The 19848-nt window shown below is 44.9% G+C and carries 18 protein-coding genes; 7 read left to right on the top strand and 11 right to left on the bottom strand.

The features are described 5' to 3' along the window. Window positions 1–208 precede the first annotated feature (208 nt). The gene (locus LWP20_RS17060; RefSeq protein ID WP_242929387.1) at window positions 209–1111 is read left to right on the top strand and encodes a chain length determinant protein; all 903 of its coding nucleotides are present in this window, start codon (window positions 209–211) and stop codon (window positions 1109–1111) included. Between the two features lie 70 nt (window positions 1112–1181). On the opposite strand, the gene LWP20_RS17055 is transcribed toward LWP20_RS17060, so the two are convergent. From LWP20_RS17055 to LWP20_RS17010, 10 genes are all read right to left on the bottom strand, one after another. Then, window positions 1182–2732, bottom strand: a complete 1551-nt coding sequence (locus tag LWP20_RS17055; RefSeq protein WP_242929386.1) for a carbon-nitrogen hydrolase family protein — start codon at window positions 2730–2732, stop codon at window positions 1182–1184. 150 nt (window positions 2733–2882) lie between these two features. After that, window positions 2883–3539: a CoA transferase subunit B gene (locus tag LWP20_RS17050; RefSeq protein ID WP_242929385.1), complete on the bottom strand. Its 657-nt coding sequence runs from the start codon at window positions 3537–3539 to the stop codon at window positions 2883–2885. 48 nt (window positions 3540–3587) lie between these two features. Then, a complete protein-coding gene (locus LWP20_RS17045; RefSeq protein WP_242929384.1) occupies window positions 3588–3953 on the bottom strand; it encodes a four helix bundle protein in 366 nt (121 codons plus the stop codon). Window positions 3954–3984: 31 nt separating this feature from the next. After that, on the bottom strand, window positions 3985–4683 hold the full coding sequence (locus LWP20_RS17040) for a CoA transferase subunit A (RefSeq protein ID WP_242929383.1): 699 nt from the start codon (window positions 4681–4683) through the stop codon (window positions 3985–3987). 249 nt (window positions 4684–4932) lie between these two features. Continuing rightward, window positions 4933–5865, bottom strand: coding sequence for a bifunctional riboflavin kinase/FAD synthetase (locus LWP20_RS17035; protein WP_242929382.1), 933 nt, complete (start codon window positions 5863–5865; stop codon window positions 4933–4935). Continuing rightward, window positions 5849–6544, bottom strand: a complete 696-nt coding sequence (gene truB / locus LWP20_RS17030; protein ID WP_242929381.1) for a tRNA pseudouridine(55) synthase TruB — start codon at window positions 6542–6544, stop codon at window positions 5849–5851. The genes LWP20_RS17035 and truB overlap by 17 nt, the downstream gene beginning before the upstream one ends. 2 nt (window positions 6545–6546) lie before the next feature. Then, window positions 6547–7380: an undecaprenyl-diphosphate phosphatase gene (locus LWP20_RS17025; protein WP_242929380.1), complete on the bottom strand. Its 834-nt coding sequence runs from the start codon at window positions 7378–7380 to the stop codon at window positions 6547–6549. Beyond that, on the bottom strand, window positions 7381–7596 hold the full coding sequence (locus tag LWP20_RS17020; RefSeq protein ID WP_242929379.1) for a DUF3098 domain-containing protein: 216 nt from the start codon (window positions 7594–7596) through the stop codon (window positions 7381–7383). 1 nt (window position 7597) lies between these two features. After that, window positions 7598–8497 carry a cell division protein FtsX gene (locus LWP20_RS17015; protein WP_242929378.1) on the bottom strand — a complete coding sequence of 300 codons (900 nt, stop codon included), beginning with the start codon at window positions 8495–8497 and terminating at the stop codon, window positions 7598–7600. A gap of 100 nt (window positions 8498–8597) precedes the next feature. Then, entirely contained in the window at window positions 8598–13166 is a 4569-nt protein-coding gene (locus LWP20_RS17010; RefSeq protein WP_242929377.1) for a translocation/assembly module TamB domain-containing protein, read from the bottom strand. Window positions 13167–13169: 3 nt separating this feature from the next. Here LWP20_RS17010 and tsaD point away from each other — a divergent pair, with 3 nt between their 5' ends. The 5 genes from tsaD to LWP20_RS16985 all read left to right on the top strand — a co-directional run bounded on the left by tsaD (window position 13170) and on the right by LWP20_RS16985 (window position 16558). Next, the gene (gene tsaD, locus LWP20_RS17005; protein ID WP_242929376.1) at window positions 13170–14177 is read left to right on the top strand and encodes a tRNA (adenosine(37)-N6)-threonylcarbamoyltransferase complex transferase subunit TsaD; all 1008 of its coding nucleotides are present in this window, start codon (window positions 13170–13172) and stop codon (window positions 14175–14177) included. A 17-nt stretch (window positions 14178–14194) separates the two neighbouring features. After that, window positions 14195–14590: a thioesterase family protein gene (locus LWP20_RS17000; protein ID WP_242929375.1), complete on the top strand. Its 396-nt coding sequence runs from the start codon at window positions 14195–14197 to the stop codon at window positions 14588–14590. Next, complete coding sequence (smpB, locus tag LWP20_RS16995) at window positions 14591–15061, top strand: SsrA-binding protein SmpB (RefSeq protein ID WP_242929374.1); 471 nt, start codon at window positions 14591–14593, stop codon at window positions 15059–15061. Window positions 15062–15234: 173 nt separating this feature from the next. Beyond that, entirely contained in the window at window positions 15235–15975 is a 741-nt protein-coding gene (locus LWP20_RS16990; protein ID WP_242929373.1) for a C40 family peptidase, read from the top strand. A gap of 79 nt (window positions 15976–16054) precedes the next feature. After that, the gene (locus tag LWP20_RS16985; RefSeq protein ID WP_242929372.1) at window positions 16055–16558 is read left to right on the top strand and encodes an HNH endonuclease; all 504 of its coding nucleotides are present in this window, start codon (window positions 16055–16057) and stop codon (window positions 16556–16558) included. Between the two features lie 432 nt (window positions 16559–16990). Here the strand turns inward: LWP20_RS16985 and LWP20_RS16980 are convergent, their stop codons facing one another. Beyond that, window positions 16991–17173 carry a hypothetical protein gene (locus LWP20_RS16980; RefSeq protein WP_242929371.1) on the bottom strand — a complete coding sequence of 61 codons (183 nt, stop codon included), beginning with the start codon at window positions 17171–17173 and terminating at the stop codon, window positions 16991–16993. A 647-nt stretch (window positions 17174–17820) separates the two neighbouring features. On the opposite strand from LWP20_RS16980, the gene rpsA reads away from it, so the two are divergent. Continuing rightward, window positions 17821–19698 carry a 30S ribosomal protein S1 gene (gene rpsA / locus LWP20_RS16975; RefSeq protein WP_242929370.1) on the top strand — a complete coding sequence of 626 codons (1878 nt, stop codon included), beginning with the start codon at window positions 17821–17823 and terminating at the stop codon, window positions 19696–19698. Window positions 19699–19848: the final 150 nt, after the last annotated feature.

The raw sequence follows: 19848 nt of genomic DNA, 5'->3' as shown, positions 1-19848 counted from the left end.
TCGTTTCAAGTACTTCAGTAATCGCAGCATCGAGCTCAGGCTTTATTTTATGATATTGACCCTGTAGGTCGACCATCTGGATTCTCATATATGGTTTCAGGGAATAATTATTAAGCAATAATACTTCGCAAAAGTAGTAAAATTAATATTAAAAAAGAGTTTATGTTTAGATTAAACTAAGATTGTATATTTGCACAAAGCTATTACAATGCAACACTTAAAAGACACGGAAGATAGACGGAAGTATAATGCGCCTGATGAAATAGATTTGTTATCTATTTTTAGGTTTTTCAACAGGCAAGCAAATAAATTATCAAGAAAAATTAAAAATATTATTCATGATTTAGTATCAAATTTACTTACAGTACTGGCTTTAGTTATAGTTGGCTTAGGTTTAGGTTTTAGCTTTTATTATGTTACTAAACCTTATTATAAGTCTTCAATGACTTTAGTACTGGCAGATATCAGAAATGACTTTGTAGAAGATCAGCTTAATAAGTTATCTGTAATGATTGCTGAGGATAACTTCGAGGCAGTGGCTCAAAGGCTGGACATAACTCCAACTGCCGCAAAGGAGATAAAACAAATGAGTTTTTCGAATCTAGATCAGGAAAGGATTGAGGAGGATAGTGTTTTAACAGGATCACCTTTTAGAATTGAATTATTACTTTATGATAACAAGCTGTTTGATTCTATGGAACCTGCCCTTGCCAACTTTCTTGAAAATAACCGATATTTTTCAAAACAAAAGCGTATCAGGCAGCGGCAGGTTGAGAATTTGATAGCGCGTTATAAGAATGACATCGCCTCTATTGATAGCGTGAAATCAGAAGTAGCATCTCCGCGAGGACCAGTGAATGGTTTTGTTTATGGTGAACCGATTGATCCATCTAATTTATATCGTGAAGGTATCAGTATGTATCAGCAACAGGTACAGTTAGAAGCTGAACTTGATCAGTTAGATAACATTCAGGTAGTTACAGGATTCTCTCCGCGCTCAAAACCAACAGGGCCTAATCTTTTAAAATTTCTTGCTGTTGGTGGATTTTCTGCTTTTCTAGTAGGATTAATTGTTGCTGTTAGAATAGAGAAAAAAAAAGCTAGACTATAGTTATACTTTTCTCAAAACTAAAAGAGCCCACTGCTTTATAAAGCAGTGGGCTCTTTTAGTTTTAAACCTTTTATTCTTCCTTCCTCAAAACCCAGCTCAGGTTATAAAGATCTTTGCGTCGGTCTTTCAGGTTTCTTACACTGCCACCCGTATTCAGATCCTTCAATAAGTCAAGATCCAAGTCGGCAATAAGTGTCATTTCGGTATTTGGCGTAGCTTCAGCAATTACGGCATCATGCGGGAAAGCGAAATCGGAAGGGGAGAAGACAGCAGATTGCGAATACTGTATGTCCATGTTCTCTACCTTTGGCAGGTTGCCTACGCTGCCTGTAATGGCTACATAGCACTCATTCTCGATAGCGCGTGCCTGGGCGCAAAGGCGAACACGCAGGTATGCGTTTTTAGTATCTGTCCAAAAGGGTACGAATAGTATTTTCATGTCCATATCGGAGAGCATACGTGCCAGCTCCGGGAACTCAACGTCGTAGCAGATGAGGATACCGATTTTACCGATGTCTGTGTCAAATATCTTCAGTTTGTGGCCACCACGCATACCCCAGTAATGCGACTCGTCAGGCGTTACGTGCAACTTGTATTGCTTATCGTATGTACCATCGCGGCGGCACAGGTACGATACGTTATGCAGCTTGTTATCATAATACTCCGGCATACTTCCGGCAATGATATTGATGTTATAGGACAAGGCAAGGTGAATCATACGTTCTCGTATCTCATCGGTATACTCTGCCATACTTCGGATAGCCTCAGATGGAGACTCCTCGTTTGTAAGGGCCATCAGCGGCGCATTGAAGAACTCAGGGAACACCACAATGTCAGACTTATAGGAGCTCACCGTATCAACATAAAACTCGATCTGCTGCATCATGTCATCCAACGACTTCACGGCACGCATCTGCCACTGCACAATACCAATACGCACAACGGTTTTCTTGCCCCCGATCAGCTTATCCTTAGCCTCATAGTATACATTTATCCACTCCAAAAGTGTGGCATAGGCCCTCGACTCCTTATCGTCTGGTAAATAGCCTTTCAGAATGCGGCGCACATGGAAATCGTTGCTAAGCTGGAAAGAAAGCACCGGATCAGAGAGCTCCTTGTTGCGCACCATTTCTATATACTTGGCTGGAGTAAGTTTATCAGCATAATTTTTATAGCCTGGTATACGGCCACCTGCAATTATGGCACGCAGGTTTAGCTTTTCGCACAGTTCTTTTCGGGCATCATAGAGGCGCCGTCCTAAACGTAGGTTTCGGTAATCGGAGTGCACAAAAACGTCAATGCCATAAAGGGTATCGCCTTCCGGGTCGTGCGTTTTAAAGTTTCCTTTATCTACTATCTCTTCGTAGGTATGTTTATCGCCCCACTCGGCATAGTCCACTATAAGACTGAGTGCAACGGCAACAACTTTACCTTTATCTTCAATACATATCTGTCCTTCAGGGAATTTTTTAATCAGGCTGGAAAACTGCTTACGGGTCCAGGCGCCATCCATGTTGGAATACACCAGGTCCATTATTTCTTTTACCTCATTATAATCCTTCAGCTCTAGTTGGCGCAGTAATAATCTGTGTTCAGAAGTCGATTCAATTTTTTCACTCATACTTGTATGGGTAGTATACTTTTCTACAGCTTATACGGCGTAAAAAGTATAGGTATGTAAAATATTTAAGATCGGCGGCAGCGGTATGCTCTTACAAATTTAACTCAAAAGCACAGACTTTAGTGCCTGCGCTTTTCTTATGCTTTTAAACTATAACTGTACTTCCGGAATTTCACCTTCTACTATTAAAGTACCTTCTGTGGCTTTTTGTATTTCTTCCACGCTCACGCCAGGGGCTCTTTCCAGCAGCTTAAATCCCTCGGAAGTAACTTCAAGTACGGCCAGGTCGGTAACAATCTTTTTAACACAGGCAAGGCCGGTTATAGGCAGGGTACACTTCTTTAACAGTTTAGAAGAACCATCGCGGGCGGTGTGCTGCATGGCAACTATAATATTTTTGGCAGATGCTACCAGATCCATGGCGCCGCCCATCCCTTTTACCATTTTGCCCGGAATTTTCCAGTTGGCTATATCACCTTTCTCGGAAACCTCCATGGCGCCAAGTATAGTAAGGTGTACGTGCTCACCCCGGATCATGCCAAAGCTTTCTGCAGAACTAAAGATAGAAGAACCTGGCAGAGTAGTTATAGTTTGTTTACCTGCATTAATGAGGTCGGCATCTACCTGGTCTTCGGTAGGGAAGGGGCCCATGCCCAGCAAACCATTTTCCGATTGCAATACTACTTCTATACCTTGCGGAATATAGTTGGCAACAAGGGTAGGTATACCAATACCCAGGTTCACATACATCCCGTTCTTAACTTCCTGTGCGATTCGTTTCGCTATCTGATTTTTATCAAGAGCCATGTTTTTCTGATTTGGAGATTTTAAAATTTGGAGATTTGAAAATATTGATCAATTCTCCTTTTTAATATTCTTAGAGCTGATAATGATTTTAGAAATTATCCTTTTAATCGAAATTAATTTCTCTTGAAGATGTGAAGGATTAGGATAAGATGGAGCTCGTAGACAAAGTAATAACCAATAATCAATCTCTTCTATTTCTTTGGCTGCAATTTTGAATTTATGGATGAAGTCCGCCTTGCTTTCAGCGTTCTGCGCTTCTCTAACGTTTGCACCAATTGATGTTCCGCTCTTGAGCAACTGATTGGCAATAACAAACTTGCGTTTGCTCTCCAGTTCCTCAGCATAACTTATTACAGCTACTGCAAAATCGAGTGTAAGCGCCAGTATCAGGTTATCCTTTGGCTCAACCTCCATTTTCAAATTTTTACATCTTCAAATTTCCAAATCAGGTGCTACGCACCGTCCTCTGTTCGATGCGTTTTTCATACTTTTCGCCCTGGTAAATGCGCTGTACATAAATGCCCGGGGTGTGGATCATGTTCGGGTCCAGTTCGCCGGCAGGTACCAGTTCCTCTACTTCGGCTACTGTAATTTTACCGGCAGTGGCCATCATCGGGTTAAAGTTACGGGCAGTGCCTTTGTAGATCAGGTTACCGGCCGTGTCGCCTTTCCAGGCTTTTACGAATGAAAAATCCGCCTTCAGCCAAGTTTCCATCAGGTACATTTTACCGTTAAACTCGCGGCTTTCTTTGCCTTCACCTACTTCGGTGCCGTAACCGGCAGGGGTAAAGAATGCAGGAATACCTGCTCCACCGGCGCGCACGCGTTCTGCCAGTGTGCCTTGTGGTATAAGCTCAACCTCTAACTCACCTGATAGCAACTGGCGCTCAAACTCGGCATTTTCACCAACATAGCTGGAAATCATTTTCTTAACCTGTCGCTTTTGCAGTAACAAGCCAATACCAAAATCATCTACCCCGGCATTATTGGAGATGCAGGTAAGGTCTTTAACGCCAAGTCGAAGGAGCTCCTGAATAGAGTTTTCCGGAATGCCGCAAAGCCCAAACCCCCCCAGCATAAGCGTCATGCCGTCTTGTATACCCTGTAAGGCTTCCTGTGCATTCTTAACAGTTTTATTGATCATAGTTAGTATGTGTGAGATAAACGATTTAATAGCCCATCTGCCGAACTATAAATTTTATACTTGCGCAGACATTGCCTTATACTTCGTGAAGGTAATTTAGATAGAAAAAAAGCCATATAAAAGTATAGACTTTCCTTTTTCAGGTAAGGTGGCTTATTAAAATGATGATGTATAAGCCGGGGACGGTTAGACTCAAAGCAGGCCCGGCAAAGTATGAATACCGGATCAGGTCCTGCAAAAAGAAAAAAATCAGATGTTATGCAGGGCCTGCTCTGTTGCAGCTTTATCTTTGGCAAGCTGATCTTTTAAAGCATCGAGGCTGCTGAACTTTTGCTCCTGGCGTAATTGCTGCACAAAAGCAACTGTTATACTTTGCCCGTAAATATTGCGGTTAAAATTAAGGATGTGTACTTCCAGGGTAAGCCTGGTGCCATCTACAGTCGGGCGGACACCAATATTCATCATACCCGGAAGTGTTTCTTCGCCCACCTTTACCCAAACGGCATATACACCATGTGCAGGTATAAGTTTGTGCTGCTCCGGCAGTTTCAGGTTGGCTGTAGGGTAGCCAATAGTGCGGCCAAGTTTGTTGCCTTCTTCTACTTCGGAGGTAAGCGTATAGTACCTGCCTAAGTAGTTTGTGGCTGTGTTGAGGTCACCGGTTTCCAGTGCCTTCCGGATCTTGGTGGAGCTTACACCAATATCATCTACATCCTGGCGCGGAATTTCTTCCACTTCAAAACCATACTTGCCCGCATGTAATTTAAGATGCTCAAAGCTGCCTTCACGGTTTTTGCCAAAACGGTGGTCATACCCGATGATCAGCAATTTAGTCCGGATGGTTTTTACAAGTATATCCGTAATAAAGCTGCGGGAGCTCATCCGTGAAAACTCTTTAGTAAAAGGTATAATGAGCAAGTAATCTATGCCAAAACCGCTGAGTTGCTCTATGCGCTCCTCAATAGTAGAGAGCAGCATCAGGTCGTTGTCTTCCGGGAAAATAACCAGACGTGGGTGAGGCCAGAAAGTAATGACAACACTCTGGCCATTGGTTTGGCGGGCACGCTCAATCACATGCCCCAGTATTTTCTGATGGCCTACATGCACGCCATCGAAAGTGCCGCTGGTAACAACGGCATGGCTAAGTACGGGAAAGTCTTCTAATCTACGAATTACTTGCATCCGACTCTAACTGAGCTTTTCTTATAGCCTGGATATCTTCAATAGTTAAGGCATCTTCCAGTTTATACTCACCGATGCGGGTACGGACAAGTGAAGAAAGATGCGCACCGCAGCCCAGTTTCTGGCCAAAATCGTGGGCAAGGCTACGGATATAAGTACCTTTTGTGCAAACCACCTTAAATGATACTACAGCGCCCTCTATACCTGTAATTTCGAAAGCTTTGATGGTGATGGTGCGGGGTTTTATTTCGGCCGTTTTTCCGCCGCGGGCCAGGTCGTAAGCGCGTTGTCCATCTACCCAGACAGCCGAGTAGATTGGTGGTATTTGCTCTATTGTACCAACAAAAGTTTCAGCCGCTTTGTAAAGGTCATCAGGGGTAAGGTGGCTGATGTCGCGGGCTTCGCTTACTTCGGTTTCGAGGTCGTAAGAAGGAGTGGTCTGGCCTATGGTAATGGTGCCGGTATACTCTTTCTCCTGTGCCTGAATTTCATCGATGCGTTTGGTATACTTGCCGGTGCAAAGTATAAGCATGCCGGTAGCCAGCGGGTCTAAGGTGCCGGCGTGGCCGATCTTTTTTACCCGCAAGGTATTGCGTACTTTCTTTACCACATCAAAAGAGGTCCAATCGAGTGGTTTGTTTATAAGGAGTATTTCGCCGGCGGCAAAATCGTAAGCCATAATTATACTTTTAAATCAACACCCATTGCCAACAACGCCAGCAAAGCAACACCTAAAGCAATTCTATAATAGCCAAACATCTTAAAGCCATACTTCGTCAGGAAGTTAATGAAGAAGCGGATGGCGATCATGGCAACTATAAACGCAACGAAATTCCCGATCAGTAACAGTTTCAGGTCGTTTGCAGTGATCAGGCTAAAACTTGCCTGAATCTTCGGAAGGTCAAACTTGAGGATATCTGATAACTCTAACTGCAGCAGGTCTGTAATCAGTTTATAAGTAGCGGCAGCCAGCATGGTAGGCACAGCCAGAAAAAAGGAGAACTCCGCAGCAGCTTTACGGCTAACACCCAACGACAAACCACCTATGATAGAGGCAGCAGAGCGCGATACACCCGGAATCATGGCGATGCACTGGAAAAGACCGATCATGAAGGCATTTTTGTAAGTAACTTCTTCTCGCTCGGAATTCCGGAACCACTTGTCTACAAAAAGTAAAACCACGCCACCAGCTACCAGCATCATGGCAGTTACCAGTACGCTCTCCAACATAGCGTCAATAATATCCATGAGGGCAAAGCCGATAACCATGGCAGGTATGAAGGCTAAGAGCAACTTTTTGTAAAAGTCGAAGGTGGCTATAAAACGCTTCCAGTAAAGCACCACCACCGAAAGTATAGCGCCAAACTGTATACATACTGTAAAGATCTTGGTAATAGGTAGCTCGTTTATACCCATCAGGGCCGATGCTATAATCATGTGGCCTGTAGAGGATACAGGCAGGAACTCAGTTAATCCTTCAACTATGGCTAAAATAATAGCCTGCCATTCGTTCATCTATTCGTGTGTTTTATCCTTCACCATTATTGCAAAAAGCTCTACTATAAAGCCAGCCATTACCACAATTGGTCCCAGCGTGATGCCCATAAAGCCCAGCCCGTACTGCTCCTTGTCCAGGGTCATGATAAAGAAGCCAACAGCAAGTATAACAATACCTGCCAGCATAAAGATGTAGTTTTTCCTGCCGAAGGCAAGCTTGTTCTTATTTTCCATATTAGTATAGTTCGTCTAAAGACATTCGCAGGTATTTTCTTACTGCACGATAGGAGCTCAGGAAGCCAATGATACAACCGATCACAACCAGCGCCAGCATCAGCATGTACGTTTGCTCGTCGTTGCGCAGCAGCCTGAGTTCTTCAATTTCGTGGTAAGCGTACTGCATTAACAAGTATAAAAGCCCCGATGCAATAATGCCGCTCATAATACCCTGCCAGGTAGCCCGGTTCAGGAACGGACGCTGAATAAAAAAGGAGGTGGCGCCAACCAGCTGCATACTTCTTATCAGGAAGCGCTGCGAGTATAAGGCCAGTTTTACCGTATTATTTATCAGGATGATCACTACAAATACAAGTATAGCAGCGAAGCCGATCAGTACCAGGCTTATCTTCTGAATATTTTCGTTGATGGATTCTATCAGGCTGGCTACATACTGTACTTCGTACACACCATCTATACCTTCAAGCTCATTTTTAATAACCTTGAGTTCTGCAGAGCCTGAATGGTTAGCGGCAATTTTGAGGGCATAAGCATCGCGCAGTGGGTTGTCTCCCAGAAAAGCAGTAAAGTCTTCGCCGGTTTCTCCGATAAATGCTTTCGCACCTTCTTCTTTAGAGATATAGCGTACCTGGGCTGTGTCCTGTTTGTAGGCTACATACTCTTTGGCAGCCAGCGTTTTCTGAAGGCGCACCAGTTGTACTTCGGTCAGGTTTCGGTCAAGGTATACCTGCATTTCTATACTTTCCTTTACCAGGTCTGATAGCTTGCCGGCGTGTATAAGCAAAAGCCCGAACAAGCCAATAACAAACAGTGCCAGCGAAATGCTGAACACCACCATGGCATGCGGGTAATTACCGAGCTTCTTTTTCTTTACTGATTTGGAGTTTTGCTTTGTCATAGGTGCTGCTTCCTCACAAAAATAGAAATTAATTTTAATAAGTGGGTGCAGCGTGCCAAGGAAAGAAAAAAGCCTGCTCTGGCAGGAGCAGGCTTTGGTTTTAAAAGTTCAGGCGTGGGTCGGAGTCTAAAATAATAGGTTGCTGCTGCTGTTCGCGCCGTACATCCCGCCTTGATGGGTTTTCATGGCCAAACAATTCCCGCAGGTTGTCAAAGCGCTTGGTATGCAGCAAGCTGAAACTTTGCCTTGCAGTTATTCTGCTCGTAAGTCCTTGTGGTTGTGTGCTATACTCCAGCCTGGCACGTAGCTCACCGCCTTTGGTTATATAGTATTCCAACGACCAGTCTCCCTGGTAACCGGTGCTTCTGCCGGTTGTTGTATTAGAAACGCCATTGTTCAAACCTGTCTGGTTGGTTACACGCAGCCTTCCTTTAAAGAAGGTATAACTTAACCTTACCTGCAGGTTAGAAAGTGCATTCTGGTCAATTCCTTCCAGGCCAATATCTATCTGCAGATTACTATCAATGCTGTTCAGGAAGCCGCTTAGCTGGTTGGTGAGCAGATTACCCAAACTACCTGTTACTGCACCTGTACCTGCCCCGTTATCAAATGCAAACGTACCTGCCGGCGACAACCTGCGCAAAACCAGCAGACTGAATACCTGCCTGTTTAACTCCGTTTCATCATTATTAATAGAGTTAAGCACGTTCTCGATCTGGAAGCGCAGGTCTTGTGGAATCTCGTCAAAGTTAAGGCCAAGTTTAATTTCCGGTGTCAGCAATGGTCCATTCAGGTCGATTACTGCAGTAACCGGGTAGCGCCTTTGGAGTGCGGCAGTCAGGGCTTCGGTCGCATTAGGCACTATTCCTTCCAGCGAAGTAACCTGGGTATAACTTGCTTTCAGTTTCATCAGGCCATTCAGCGGGTCGCCGTTCCAGGAAATGGTACCACCAGGCATAAGCGTAAACTCCCGGCTTACCAGGCCTTCCAGCAGGTTCAGGTTATAAGCACCGTTTGCAATCTCGATGGCACCAAACATATTAAACTCGCCACGTGTATCAATGGTCATCTTCAGCTGGCCGCTCCCTGAGCCCCTGATCACGTCACCGGTTTGCCTGTCAATAATGATCTCGAAGTATGCATCATCGGTCACATCCAGGTTAAAATTCATGTTGATACCAGACAGATTGACTCTCTGTTCTTCTACTGCCACTGCCAGGCCGGTGCTGTCGGTTACATTGCGGTTAACAAACTTAATGAAATCCTTATGCGCTACATCTGTCTGGTTATCCAGCGGAATTACAAGGCGGGTATTAGGCTCGCTGCGGGCATCTACGTTTATCTTCAGGTTCTGAGTAGGGCCGAGTACAGAGGCTGTGCCGGTAGCAAAGGCAGTACCATAGTATAATTCGTTCTGGTCGCGGGTGGTGTTCAGTACCATAAAATTGCGGTAGCGGGCACTGATATCGAGCACCATGTTCTGGAAACCATCGTGCGCTATACCACCTGTAACTGTTGCTGTATTGCCGTACAGGTCGCGCAGGCGGGCATTCCGGAAACTGATACTGTTCGGGCCAAAGTAAATGCGGTCGGCAAAGCGGTAGGTCGTGTTCAGGTAATCAAAGGTAAACTGCCCGTCGCTTACCATCACCGATCCTTTCAAAACCGGCGAATCGAGCCTGCCTAGCACCCGGATCCGTCCTTCCATAGTGCCGGAAAGGTCAGACATAATGGGTTTTAGCAGCGGCTCTACAATCTTGATCTGCGACTCATCCATTACGGCCAGCAGGTCCAACTGATCTTCTTCGGATTTCGGATTGTAAAAGCCAGTTACAGAAAGAACCTTTTTGGCGTTGCGGTTTATACCTACATCCACCGCCATCTGTTGCTGCTGGTTGTTCCAGGCGGTAGTTCCGGCGATATCGCCTATCAGTATATCATCTAAGTGAAAAGAATCTACACGCATTACGCTGTTAAGCAGGGCATCTTTATAAATGTTCTGGGCTACAACCTCGGCGTTAAGTATACCGCTTATTTTTTCTGACATCAGGGAGTTCAGGTTGCGGAGGTCGAAATTACCTATGTTAAGCGTGAGCTTGCTCTGTGGCTCTTCAGAAACCGTTCCGCGCAAGGCAATGTTCTGGTTGAGGTTCGAAAGTATAAAGTTTACAAATTCTATCTTTTTGCCTGCCTCACTTATATACATGGTATTCTCGGGTGCAAAAGCCCAGGTCTGGTTGCGGAGCGTAATGTTAGAGCGATTAAATACAAAACGAAGCTTGTCTTCCAGGAAAGTCATGTCGCCGGCAACAGTGGCCCTGTTGTTCTGTTCTGGTTGCCTAGCGCTGGTTGAGAAATTAATGGTGCGCTCGCTCCAGATACCTTCAGCATAAAAGTCCTGAGTCTGGCCTGCAGTTGGCAGTTCCTGCTTCACCGAGGTAAACAGGGCACTTGCCAGCACGTCAGGGCTGTGCTGCAGTTTAGAGGAGTTCAGCTCAATGTTGTTCTGGAATAATTTAAAGTCCCCGTACAGGATGGTATCTATGCGGGCAAATGTATTAAGTATAACTGTATTGCCGTGCTGGAAAGTACCATCTACTTTAGAAAAGTCAGAAATTGCCAGTTCCGGTAAGAAAAGCTGCAATACCGGGTTCACATGTTTCAGGTATACATCATAGCTTAGGCTATACTCAGATGTTGGCTTTTTACGCTTGCGTCTGTAGTAGGCATTGGTGGCAGCGTCGTTACTTTCAAAATTGAGCTTATACTCTTGAACCAGGTCCTGCAGGTCTTTTATAAGTATCGAGTAATCAAAATTACCGCTGGCATTTAAAGCAAGTATATCTGAGCTGAGGGACAAGCTGCGTTGGCCGCCTGCTATTTCAGAATTTATTTCGAGGGTATCCAGCGCGAGCGGTTTGCCTTCATATAGTATGGTTGCATCCAGGAAGTTGGCTGTACCCACAAAATCATCCAGGCGCAGGCCACGGAAATCGAGTTGGGCGTCAGCGCTTATGGTGATGGCTTTGTCGGTTAGCTTTAGCGCTTTCAGATCTACCTTCTCCAGGTTAGCCAACATATTAAAAGCCTGCTCCTCTTTCGCAAAGTCTACGTCGCCGTCGGCTGTAAAAACAAGGTTCGGGTCGTTGATAGATACTTTACCGGAAAAGGTCTGGCCCTGAAGTATACCATCGGTTTTAATATTTCTATAGTTATAGTCAAGCAGGTATAGCTGCGCAATGTTGGCTACCATCTCTACGCGGGCATCTTTTAAGGTAAAGCCAGAACCAGAAACACGGCCATCCATCGAAATGGTTTTCACCAGGTTGGTATTATTGATCAGGCGGCCCAGGTTAAAGTTGTTGGTTTTAAGGTATCCTTTATAAGAGGAGGTGCGCTTATCGTCGTCTATCTTGAGGTTGATATCTGATTCCAGTTTGCCGAGTGCTGTAGAGAAACTGCCATTTGCAACAAAGTCATTGTAAAAGCCCAGGAACTTGCCCTGCAGGTTAACCGTGCCCAGGCGGGCTGCTATAGTATAAGCATCTTTCGGCAGGAACTGCTTAATGTCGTTGGCATTGATGGTGGAAGGCTTCAGGCGCAGGTTGGCGAATGTCTCCCGGAAGTTTGGCAGGCCATCGGCGCTAAGGTTGCCAACTATATGCGTGTTCTTTCCATACTTTACATCCAGGTTTTTGCCCTCAAAGCTGGTTACTTTACCTTTCAGTTCGGCGGAGTTTACAAAGATGTTCTCGTCATAATCTTTTAAGGCCGATGCGAAAGTGGCTATGTCCTGAGAGTAGACTGCTGAGTTCTGTACCCTGGCCGTCATGGTAACGCTGTCAACAAAATGCACGAAGTTACCGAAGCGGCTATAGTCGAAGCGCACATAGTTTTGCAGGTTGCTCTTATTGAGCTTCAGGTCCAGTTCGTTCCATTCCCAGAAGGTGGGGGCATAGGTCATGCGGGTGTCCAGGTTATGCAGCCTGGTTTTAGAACGGGTTTCGTATGCCTGCAAATCGGTTACCCGAACTTTTATAGTATCTTCTAAAGTTATCTCATCGAAGCGGCCCGAAATGTTGGCCAGTGCCAGGTGGCGGTAATCCATGCCATGCGGAGCGCGGGGTATGTTAAAGTCGTCGTAAGTGAAGTTTCCGTTTTTAAGTACCAGCTCGTCTATCTTAAACTCGAAAGGTTTTCCCTGGCGGGTAGTGTCCTTTACCATCAGCTCATTCAGCGCTCTGATAAAAGAAGAAAGGTTAAGCGAATCGGCACCGGCATACTTTACCAGGTTGGCGCGCGGCTCCTGCAGCTCCAGGGTGGCTATACTTAATTTGTCCGGGTGGAAAATAGAGAAAAGGCTGATATCGGCTTCGGCACGGCCCACATAAAACATTTCGTTTTGGCGGTTATCGCGCACCTGTACTCTTTCAAGTATAACATTACTGAAGAATTCGATATCTACGCGGCCAACCGTAACCTCGTGTTTGAGTGCTTTAGATAGCCAGGATGCTGCTTTCTGTGCCACTTTTGTTTGCACCCCAGGGTACCGGATAGCCACAAAAGCCACCCCGAACAGCAGCAAAAGAAACAGGATTAGGCCTAAAACTATTTTTAGAAGCGCTTTTCCTATAACTTTGAGGTAATTTATTGACTGTTCTTTTTCCAAAGGATGACTGAACCTACTATTTTAGCTATAGAATCTTCATGCGATGAAACCTCGGCTGCCGTAATACGTGGCGGCAAGGTGTTGTCTAATATTATTGCCACCCAGGCCGTACACGAAAAGTATGGCGGCGTGGTGCCAGAGCTTGCATCTCGCGCGCACCAGCAAAATATTATACCGGTGGTTTCGCAGGCTTTGCTTACGGCAAATGTAACAAAAAGTGAGTTAAATGCAGTAGCTTTTACCAAAGGCCCTGGTTTGCTGGGTGCTTTGCTGGTGGGTTGCTCGTTTGCCAAGTCGTTTGCGCTGGGGCTTAACATACCGCTTATTGAGGTAAACCACATGCAGGCACACATTCTGGCTCACTTTATCGAGGACCCAAAACCTTCCTTTCCGTTTCTGTGCCTGACTGTTAGTGGCGGCCATACTCAGATCGTGCTGGTAAAAGACCACCTGGATATGGAAATTATCGGCCAGACTACCGACGACGCAGTAGGGGAGGCCTTTGACAAGACGGCTAAAATGCTGGGCTTGCCTTACCCGGGCGGGCCTATGCTTGATAAAGCAGCAGCTACCGGTAACCCGGAGGCTTTTCAGTTTCCGGTTGGCAACATGCCCGGCTATAACTTCTCATTCAGTGGTATCAAAACATCGGTTCTATACTTCCTGAAAGAGAAGTCGAAAGATAACCCTGGCTTTGCCCAGGAAAACATGGCTGATATCTGTGCCAGCGTGCAGCAAACGCTAATTAAAACGCTTTTGAAAAAACTGGTGCAGGCATCTAAAGATCTGGGTATAAAAGAGATTGCCATTGCCGGTGGCGTATCGGCTAACAGCGGGCTTCGTAAAACCCTGCAGGACTATGCCGTTAAGTATAAATGGAATGTATACATACCTGCTTTCCAGTATTGCACCGATAATGCAGCCATGATAGCAATGGCTTCTCACTTCCAGTATCTCAAAAGTGATTTTGCGACCCAGTATGTGAGCCCTGAACCGAGAATGAAGTTTTAGATTCAACTAGCCAGCAGATGAAACATATCTTCAAGCCCGGTGATACCAAAGTATACAACAAACTGGTAACCACTGCTGACTTTGCGCGTTTCGATGATGGCCTGGTGCATGCTGTTTGTTCCACTTTTTCGCTGGCGCAGGCTGTCGAATGGGCCGGCAGATTGTTTGTGCTGGATATGAAAGAAGAAGATGAAGAAGGTATAGGTACTTTTCTGAATATCAATCATAAAAGCCCGGCATTTGAGGGTGATATAATTGAGATTACAGCAATACTTTCGTTGGTGCATGGTAATGATGTGGTTTGTCGGTTTGAAGCCAGAGTTAACGACAGATTGATAGCAGATGGCGAGACAGGCCAGAAAATTTTAAAGAAAGAAAAATTAGCCAGGGTTCTGGCTCCTAAGCAAGTATAAATGGCTACGAAAGATAAAGACCGGATACAGAAGCATGTGAACATTGTAAACCGCAGGGCTTCTTTCGAATATCAGTTCCTGGACAAGTATACAGCCGGTGTCATGCTGAAAGGCACCGAGATAAAATCTATACGCGAAGGCAAGGTGAATATGCAGGATGGTTACTGCGTTTTTCTGAACGGCGAGTTATGGGTGCATAACCTGCATATCTCTACCTACACAGAAGGTACGCACTATAACCATGAGCCCATGCGTGCACGCAAGTTGCTGCTCAACAAAAAGGAACTGCGCAAACTGGAGAAGGGCGCCGAAGAGCAGGGAGTAACTATAATCCCGATCCGTATTTTTGTAAACGACAGAGGTTTTGCCAAAATAGAAATTGCCCTGGCACGCGGTAAAAAGCTGTATGATAAACGCGAAGACATCAAAACAAAAGATGTAAAACGTGAAATGGAGCGCAGCGGGTATTAAGTGTTTGCGCGCAATTATGAATTATGAATTATGAATTAGAAATTAGAAATTGGGGCCAGTTTTACTGGCTCTTTTTCTGTTGAGGCAATTATGAGCCATTACTAAGTATTAATTACTAATTATTAATTTGATACAGAGTGGAATACGGAATTTGTATGCTTAGCCTGGTGCCAATGCGCGCCGATATATCTGATAAGGCCGAAATAGTGACCCAGATCCTTTTTGGCGAATGCCTGCAGGTGCTTAAAAGAGAGGGCAACTGGGTACAGGTGCAACTGGCTACCGATAAATATACCGGCTGGATAGATTTTAAGCAATATGTACCTGTTTCAGAAAGTTATTTCAAAGACTGGAGTAAAGCTGCCCACCCACGTGCATTGGACCTGATTCAGGTTGTTAGTTCGGCAGATGAGCGCATACCAGTAGGTATAGGGGGGTATTTACCGTTTTTTGATGGCATCAGCATACAGGTAGATGGCCAGAGTTATACATACAGCGGGCGTGCCACAAACCCGGCAATGCAGGCTACTGCAGCGCAGCTTATAAAAATCGCTTATACCTTCCTTAAGGCGCCTTATTTGTGGGGTGGTAAATCAATCTTCGGTATCGATTGCTCTGGCTTTACACAGCAGGTATACGGGCTTTGCGGTTACCAGCTGCCGCGCGATGCTGCCCAGCAGGTAGTACTGGGCGAAGAAGTGCATTTTGTTACACAAACCCAACCCGGCGACCTGGCTTTCTTTTCAAATGCCGAAGGCCGAATTATACACGTTGGCATAGTGCTGGAAGGGCAAAAAATCATGCATGCCCACGGCGAAGTGCGCATCGATACCCTGGACCATAACGGTATATATAATTCCGACCGCAAGCGTTATTCACACAACCTCCGCATTATTAAACGCCTTTTTTCTTAATCGCCCGTAATTCTCTGAACTTGCGCTATATAGACTTGGTTTATTTGCGTAGGAGCATAGCTTAATTCAGAGGGCGATTATGAAAGACAGGGTACTTATACTTAACCAGGACTTCAGTGCGATAGCCGTATGCTCCGTGCACAAGGCTTTCCTGCTGGTATACCTGCATAAGGCCGAAATGGTATCCAAAGCAAACGGCTCCGTATTGCGCTCCATTACCCATACTTTTCCTGTTCCTTCTGTAATCCGGTTGCAGCGCTATGTGCATGTGCCCTACCACGGTATTGCGCTTAGCCGGCATAACATCATGCGGCGCGATAACTATAGCTGCCAGTACTGCGGCACGGTTAAAAATCTTACACTCGATCACATGTTGCCCCGCTCCAGGGGAGGGGAGACCAACTGGCAAAACCTGGTTACAGCCTGCCTGCGTTGCAACTCCAGAAAAGGCGACCGGACACCCGAAGAAGCCGGGCTCAAGCTAATTCAAAAACCAGCCAAGCCATCGCTGCTTACTTTCCTGAAACTACACCTTAATTCACACAACGAAGACTGGCAGATTTACCTGGGAATGGGTAAATAATTGAAATATATGTATACTAATATATTTAGTGCAACTCATGCAAAGTATTGTTTTTCAGTATTAAGTATAATGTTTGTGCAAGTATAAGTTTAGGGTTGATAATTGTGTTGCCTGTTTCTTGAGCTATACTTGCTATGAAGTGTGATTAGGGTATAAACGGATATACTTTACTACAGTAATTGAGTGGCTTGTATGCTGATTCAGGAAGAATGCGTGATGATTTTATACTTACCAATTTCGGTTTTTTGATGTCTGTTGGAGAGGGGGCTTTTTAGGATTGCCTGGCTTATCCTGAGTTTGGTTGGAGAAACTGATCTGCTAAAGTATAGATTTGCCACTAGGGAATTTTAAAGGGGAGCTTTCAAATATTACTGTTTCCGTTATCATTCCGAGCGCTAGCCTAGGGATCTTATAGGCTGAAGTTGTCCTTAATTAAAGTATAAATTTATCCCTTGCCCCTCCGAGGAGGAAGGATTTTACCCTTTTCCAACCTTCCCCTAAGAACAGGGGAAGGAGTTTTTCTGCTGCTGCTTTTATAGTTGAAAGGATAGTTTCATAGTGGAAGTATAAACATCCCCCTTCAAAGGGGGACTTTCTGCCTTTGCTATCGTTCAAAGTATAGATTCATAGATACAGTCTACAAGCGGGCAGGTCGTGACCTGCCTCTACGGAAATATAGTGCTGATAAATATCGAAGCTTATACTTTCAAAGTATATAATAACAGTGGCTATGGGAAAGATGTCAGTTTTTCTGTGAGGCGCCTTGTGAGATTCTGGTGCCGTAAGGCATTGCGACGATAGGAGCAAAAGAAGGGAACACAGCGACGAATAGGAAAACGAGGCCGCCCGGCCTGAGGGAGCCAAAGTATAAAATGAAACGATAGGTAAGTAGAGTTCCCAGGATAACAGGTAACTATGAAAGTATAGCTTAGTCCAGGCAAGTATAAACCTCAACTATGAAACTAGAGCAGCTTTCTCACTACTACCCAAGCAGTCATTAACCTGTACTCATAAACCATATTTTACTTTCATCCTCACATTCCTGCCATTTACTAAAACCTTTATACCCTCTACATCAGGTAATTAACCACTCTCTTTTGTGTATGAACTAATGCAGGTTTAATTGGCTTATATTCAAAGTATTTATTACTTTTGCCCCTCATTCGAGTGAATGGCCCTGGTTTAACGTCAGGGAAATGTAAAACCAAACCAAACCGGCCAATTGCTCTAAGCCGGTGGCTTTTCCAGAGCAACAGAATAATATGAGTAATTCTCCAGAAAATTTCGATTGGGACAAGTTTGAGGCCCAAGGTTTCGGCGGCGGCTACAGCAAAGAAGAGAAAGCCGAAATGGAAAAAATGTATGACGACACCCTGACTACCGTACAGGAGCAGGAGGTTGTTAAAGGAATCGTTGTGGGTATCACTGATCGTGATGTGATCCTGAACATCGGTTTCAAATCTGACGGCCTGGTTCCGGTTTCAGAATTCAGAGATCTGCCTGAGCTGAAAATTGGTGACGAGGTTGAAGTATTTATTGAAGACCAGGAAGATCCGAACGGTCAGCTTATCTTGTCTCGCAAGAAAGCGAAAATCGTTTCTGCCTGGGCTAAAATCTACGATGCACTTGAGAACGACCAGATTCTTGAAGGCGTTGTTAAGAGAAGAACCAAAGGTGGTCTTATCATGGACCTTTACGGTGTTGAAGCGTTCTTACCAGGTTCTCAGATCGATGTTAAGCCTATTCGCGACTTCGATGTGTTTGTAGGTAAGAAAATGGAAGTGAAAGTTGTGAAAATCAACGCCGCTTTCGACAACGTGGTTGTATCTCACAAAGTACTTATCGAGAAAGACCTGGAGCAGCAGCGTTCTGCTATCCTGAACAACCTAGAGCGTGGTCAGGTACTGGAAGGCGTTATCAAGAACATGACAAACTTCGGTGTGTTCATCGACCTTGGTGGCGTAGACGGTCTGCTTCACATCACAGATATTTCATGGGGACGTATCAACCATCCGGAAGAAGTATTGCAGCTTGACCAGAAGGTTAACGTTGTAGTTCTTGACTTCGATGATGACAAGAAGCGTATTTCCCTGGGCATGAAGCAACTTACTCCTCACCCTTGGGATGCTCTTCCAGCTGAGATCGAAGTTGGTTCACGTGTTAAAGGTAAGATCGTTAACGTAGCTGATTACGGCGCGTTCCTGGAGCTTATGCCAGGTGTTGAAGGTCTGATCCACGTTTCTGAAATGAGCTGGTCACAGCACCTGCGTAACCCACAAGACTTCATTAAGCAAGGCGACGAGGTTGAAGCAGTTGTTCTGACACTTGACAGAAACGAGCGCAAAATGTCTCTTGGCATTAAGCAGCTTACTGAAGATCCTTGGACGAAAGAAGATGTGTTAACGAAATACGGTGTGGGCACTAAGCACACAGGTATCGTTCGTAACCTTACTAACTTTGGTTTGTTCTTAGAGCTAGAAGAAGGTGTAGACGGCCTTGTGCACGTTTCTGACCTGACCTGGACTAAGAAGATCAAGCACCCATCTGAGTTCGTAAAAGTTGGTGATAACCTGGATGTAATCGTTCTGGAACTTGATGTTCCTAACAGAAGACTTGCATTAGGCCACAAGCAACTTGAAGAGAACCCTTGGGATACTTTTGAGTCTGTATTCAATGTAGGTTCTGTACACAAAGCTACTGTTCTTGAGAAATCAGACAGAGGTGCAGTTCTTGAGTTGCCTTACGGTATCGAAGGTTTCGCTTTCCCTAAGAGCTTAGCAAAAGAAGACGGTTCGCAGGTAGAAGTTGGCGACAGCTTAGACTTCCGTGTAACTGAATTCTCTAAAGAAGATCGTAAGATCATTCTTTCGCACACTGCTACTTTCTCTGAAGCTGACAACGCACGTGTAGCAAAAGCTACTAAGAAAGCGGCTCCGGCTGGCGAGAAGAAAGAAGCAAAAGCTCCTAAAGTTCAGAAAGAGGCTGATCGTTCTACATTAGGCGATCTTGATGCTCTGTCTGCTCTGAAAGAGAAAATGATGGGTAGCGAGAAAGAAGCTGGCGTTAAGAAGTTAGAAGCTGCTGCTAAAAAAGCAAAAGGTTCTGACGAGGAAGCTTCTGAAGAAGAAAGCAACGCTTAATTTTAAGCTTGTTCCATAGCAAAAGGCCCCGAGCAATCGGGGCCTTTTTGTTTTTATACTTGTTTGAGCTTGGGTATAAAGTAGTATATTAGTTGATAGGTAAACCACTTTCAGATATAGTGAGGATTGGTAAGTGTATAAAAGTTTAAG

It is taken from the genome of Pontibacter vulgaris, from assembly GCF_022758145.1.
GTDB classification, from domain to species: domain Bacteria; phylum Bacteroidota; class Bacteroidia; order Cytophagales; family Hymenobacteraceae; genus Pontibacter; species Pontibacter vulgaris.
This window is presented reverse-complemented; position numbering and strand designations above follow the sequence as displayed.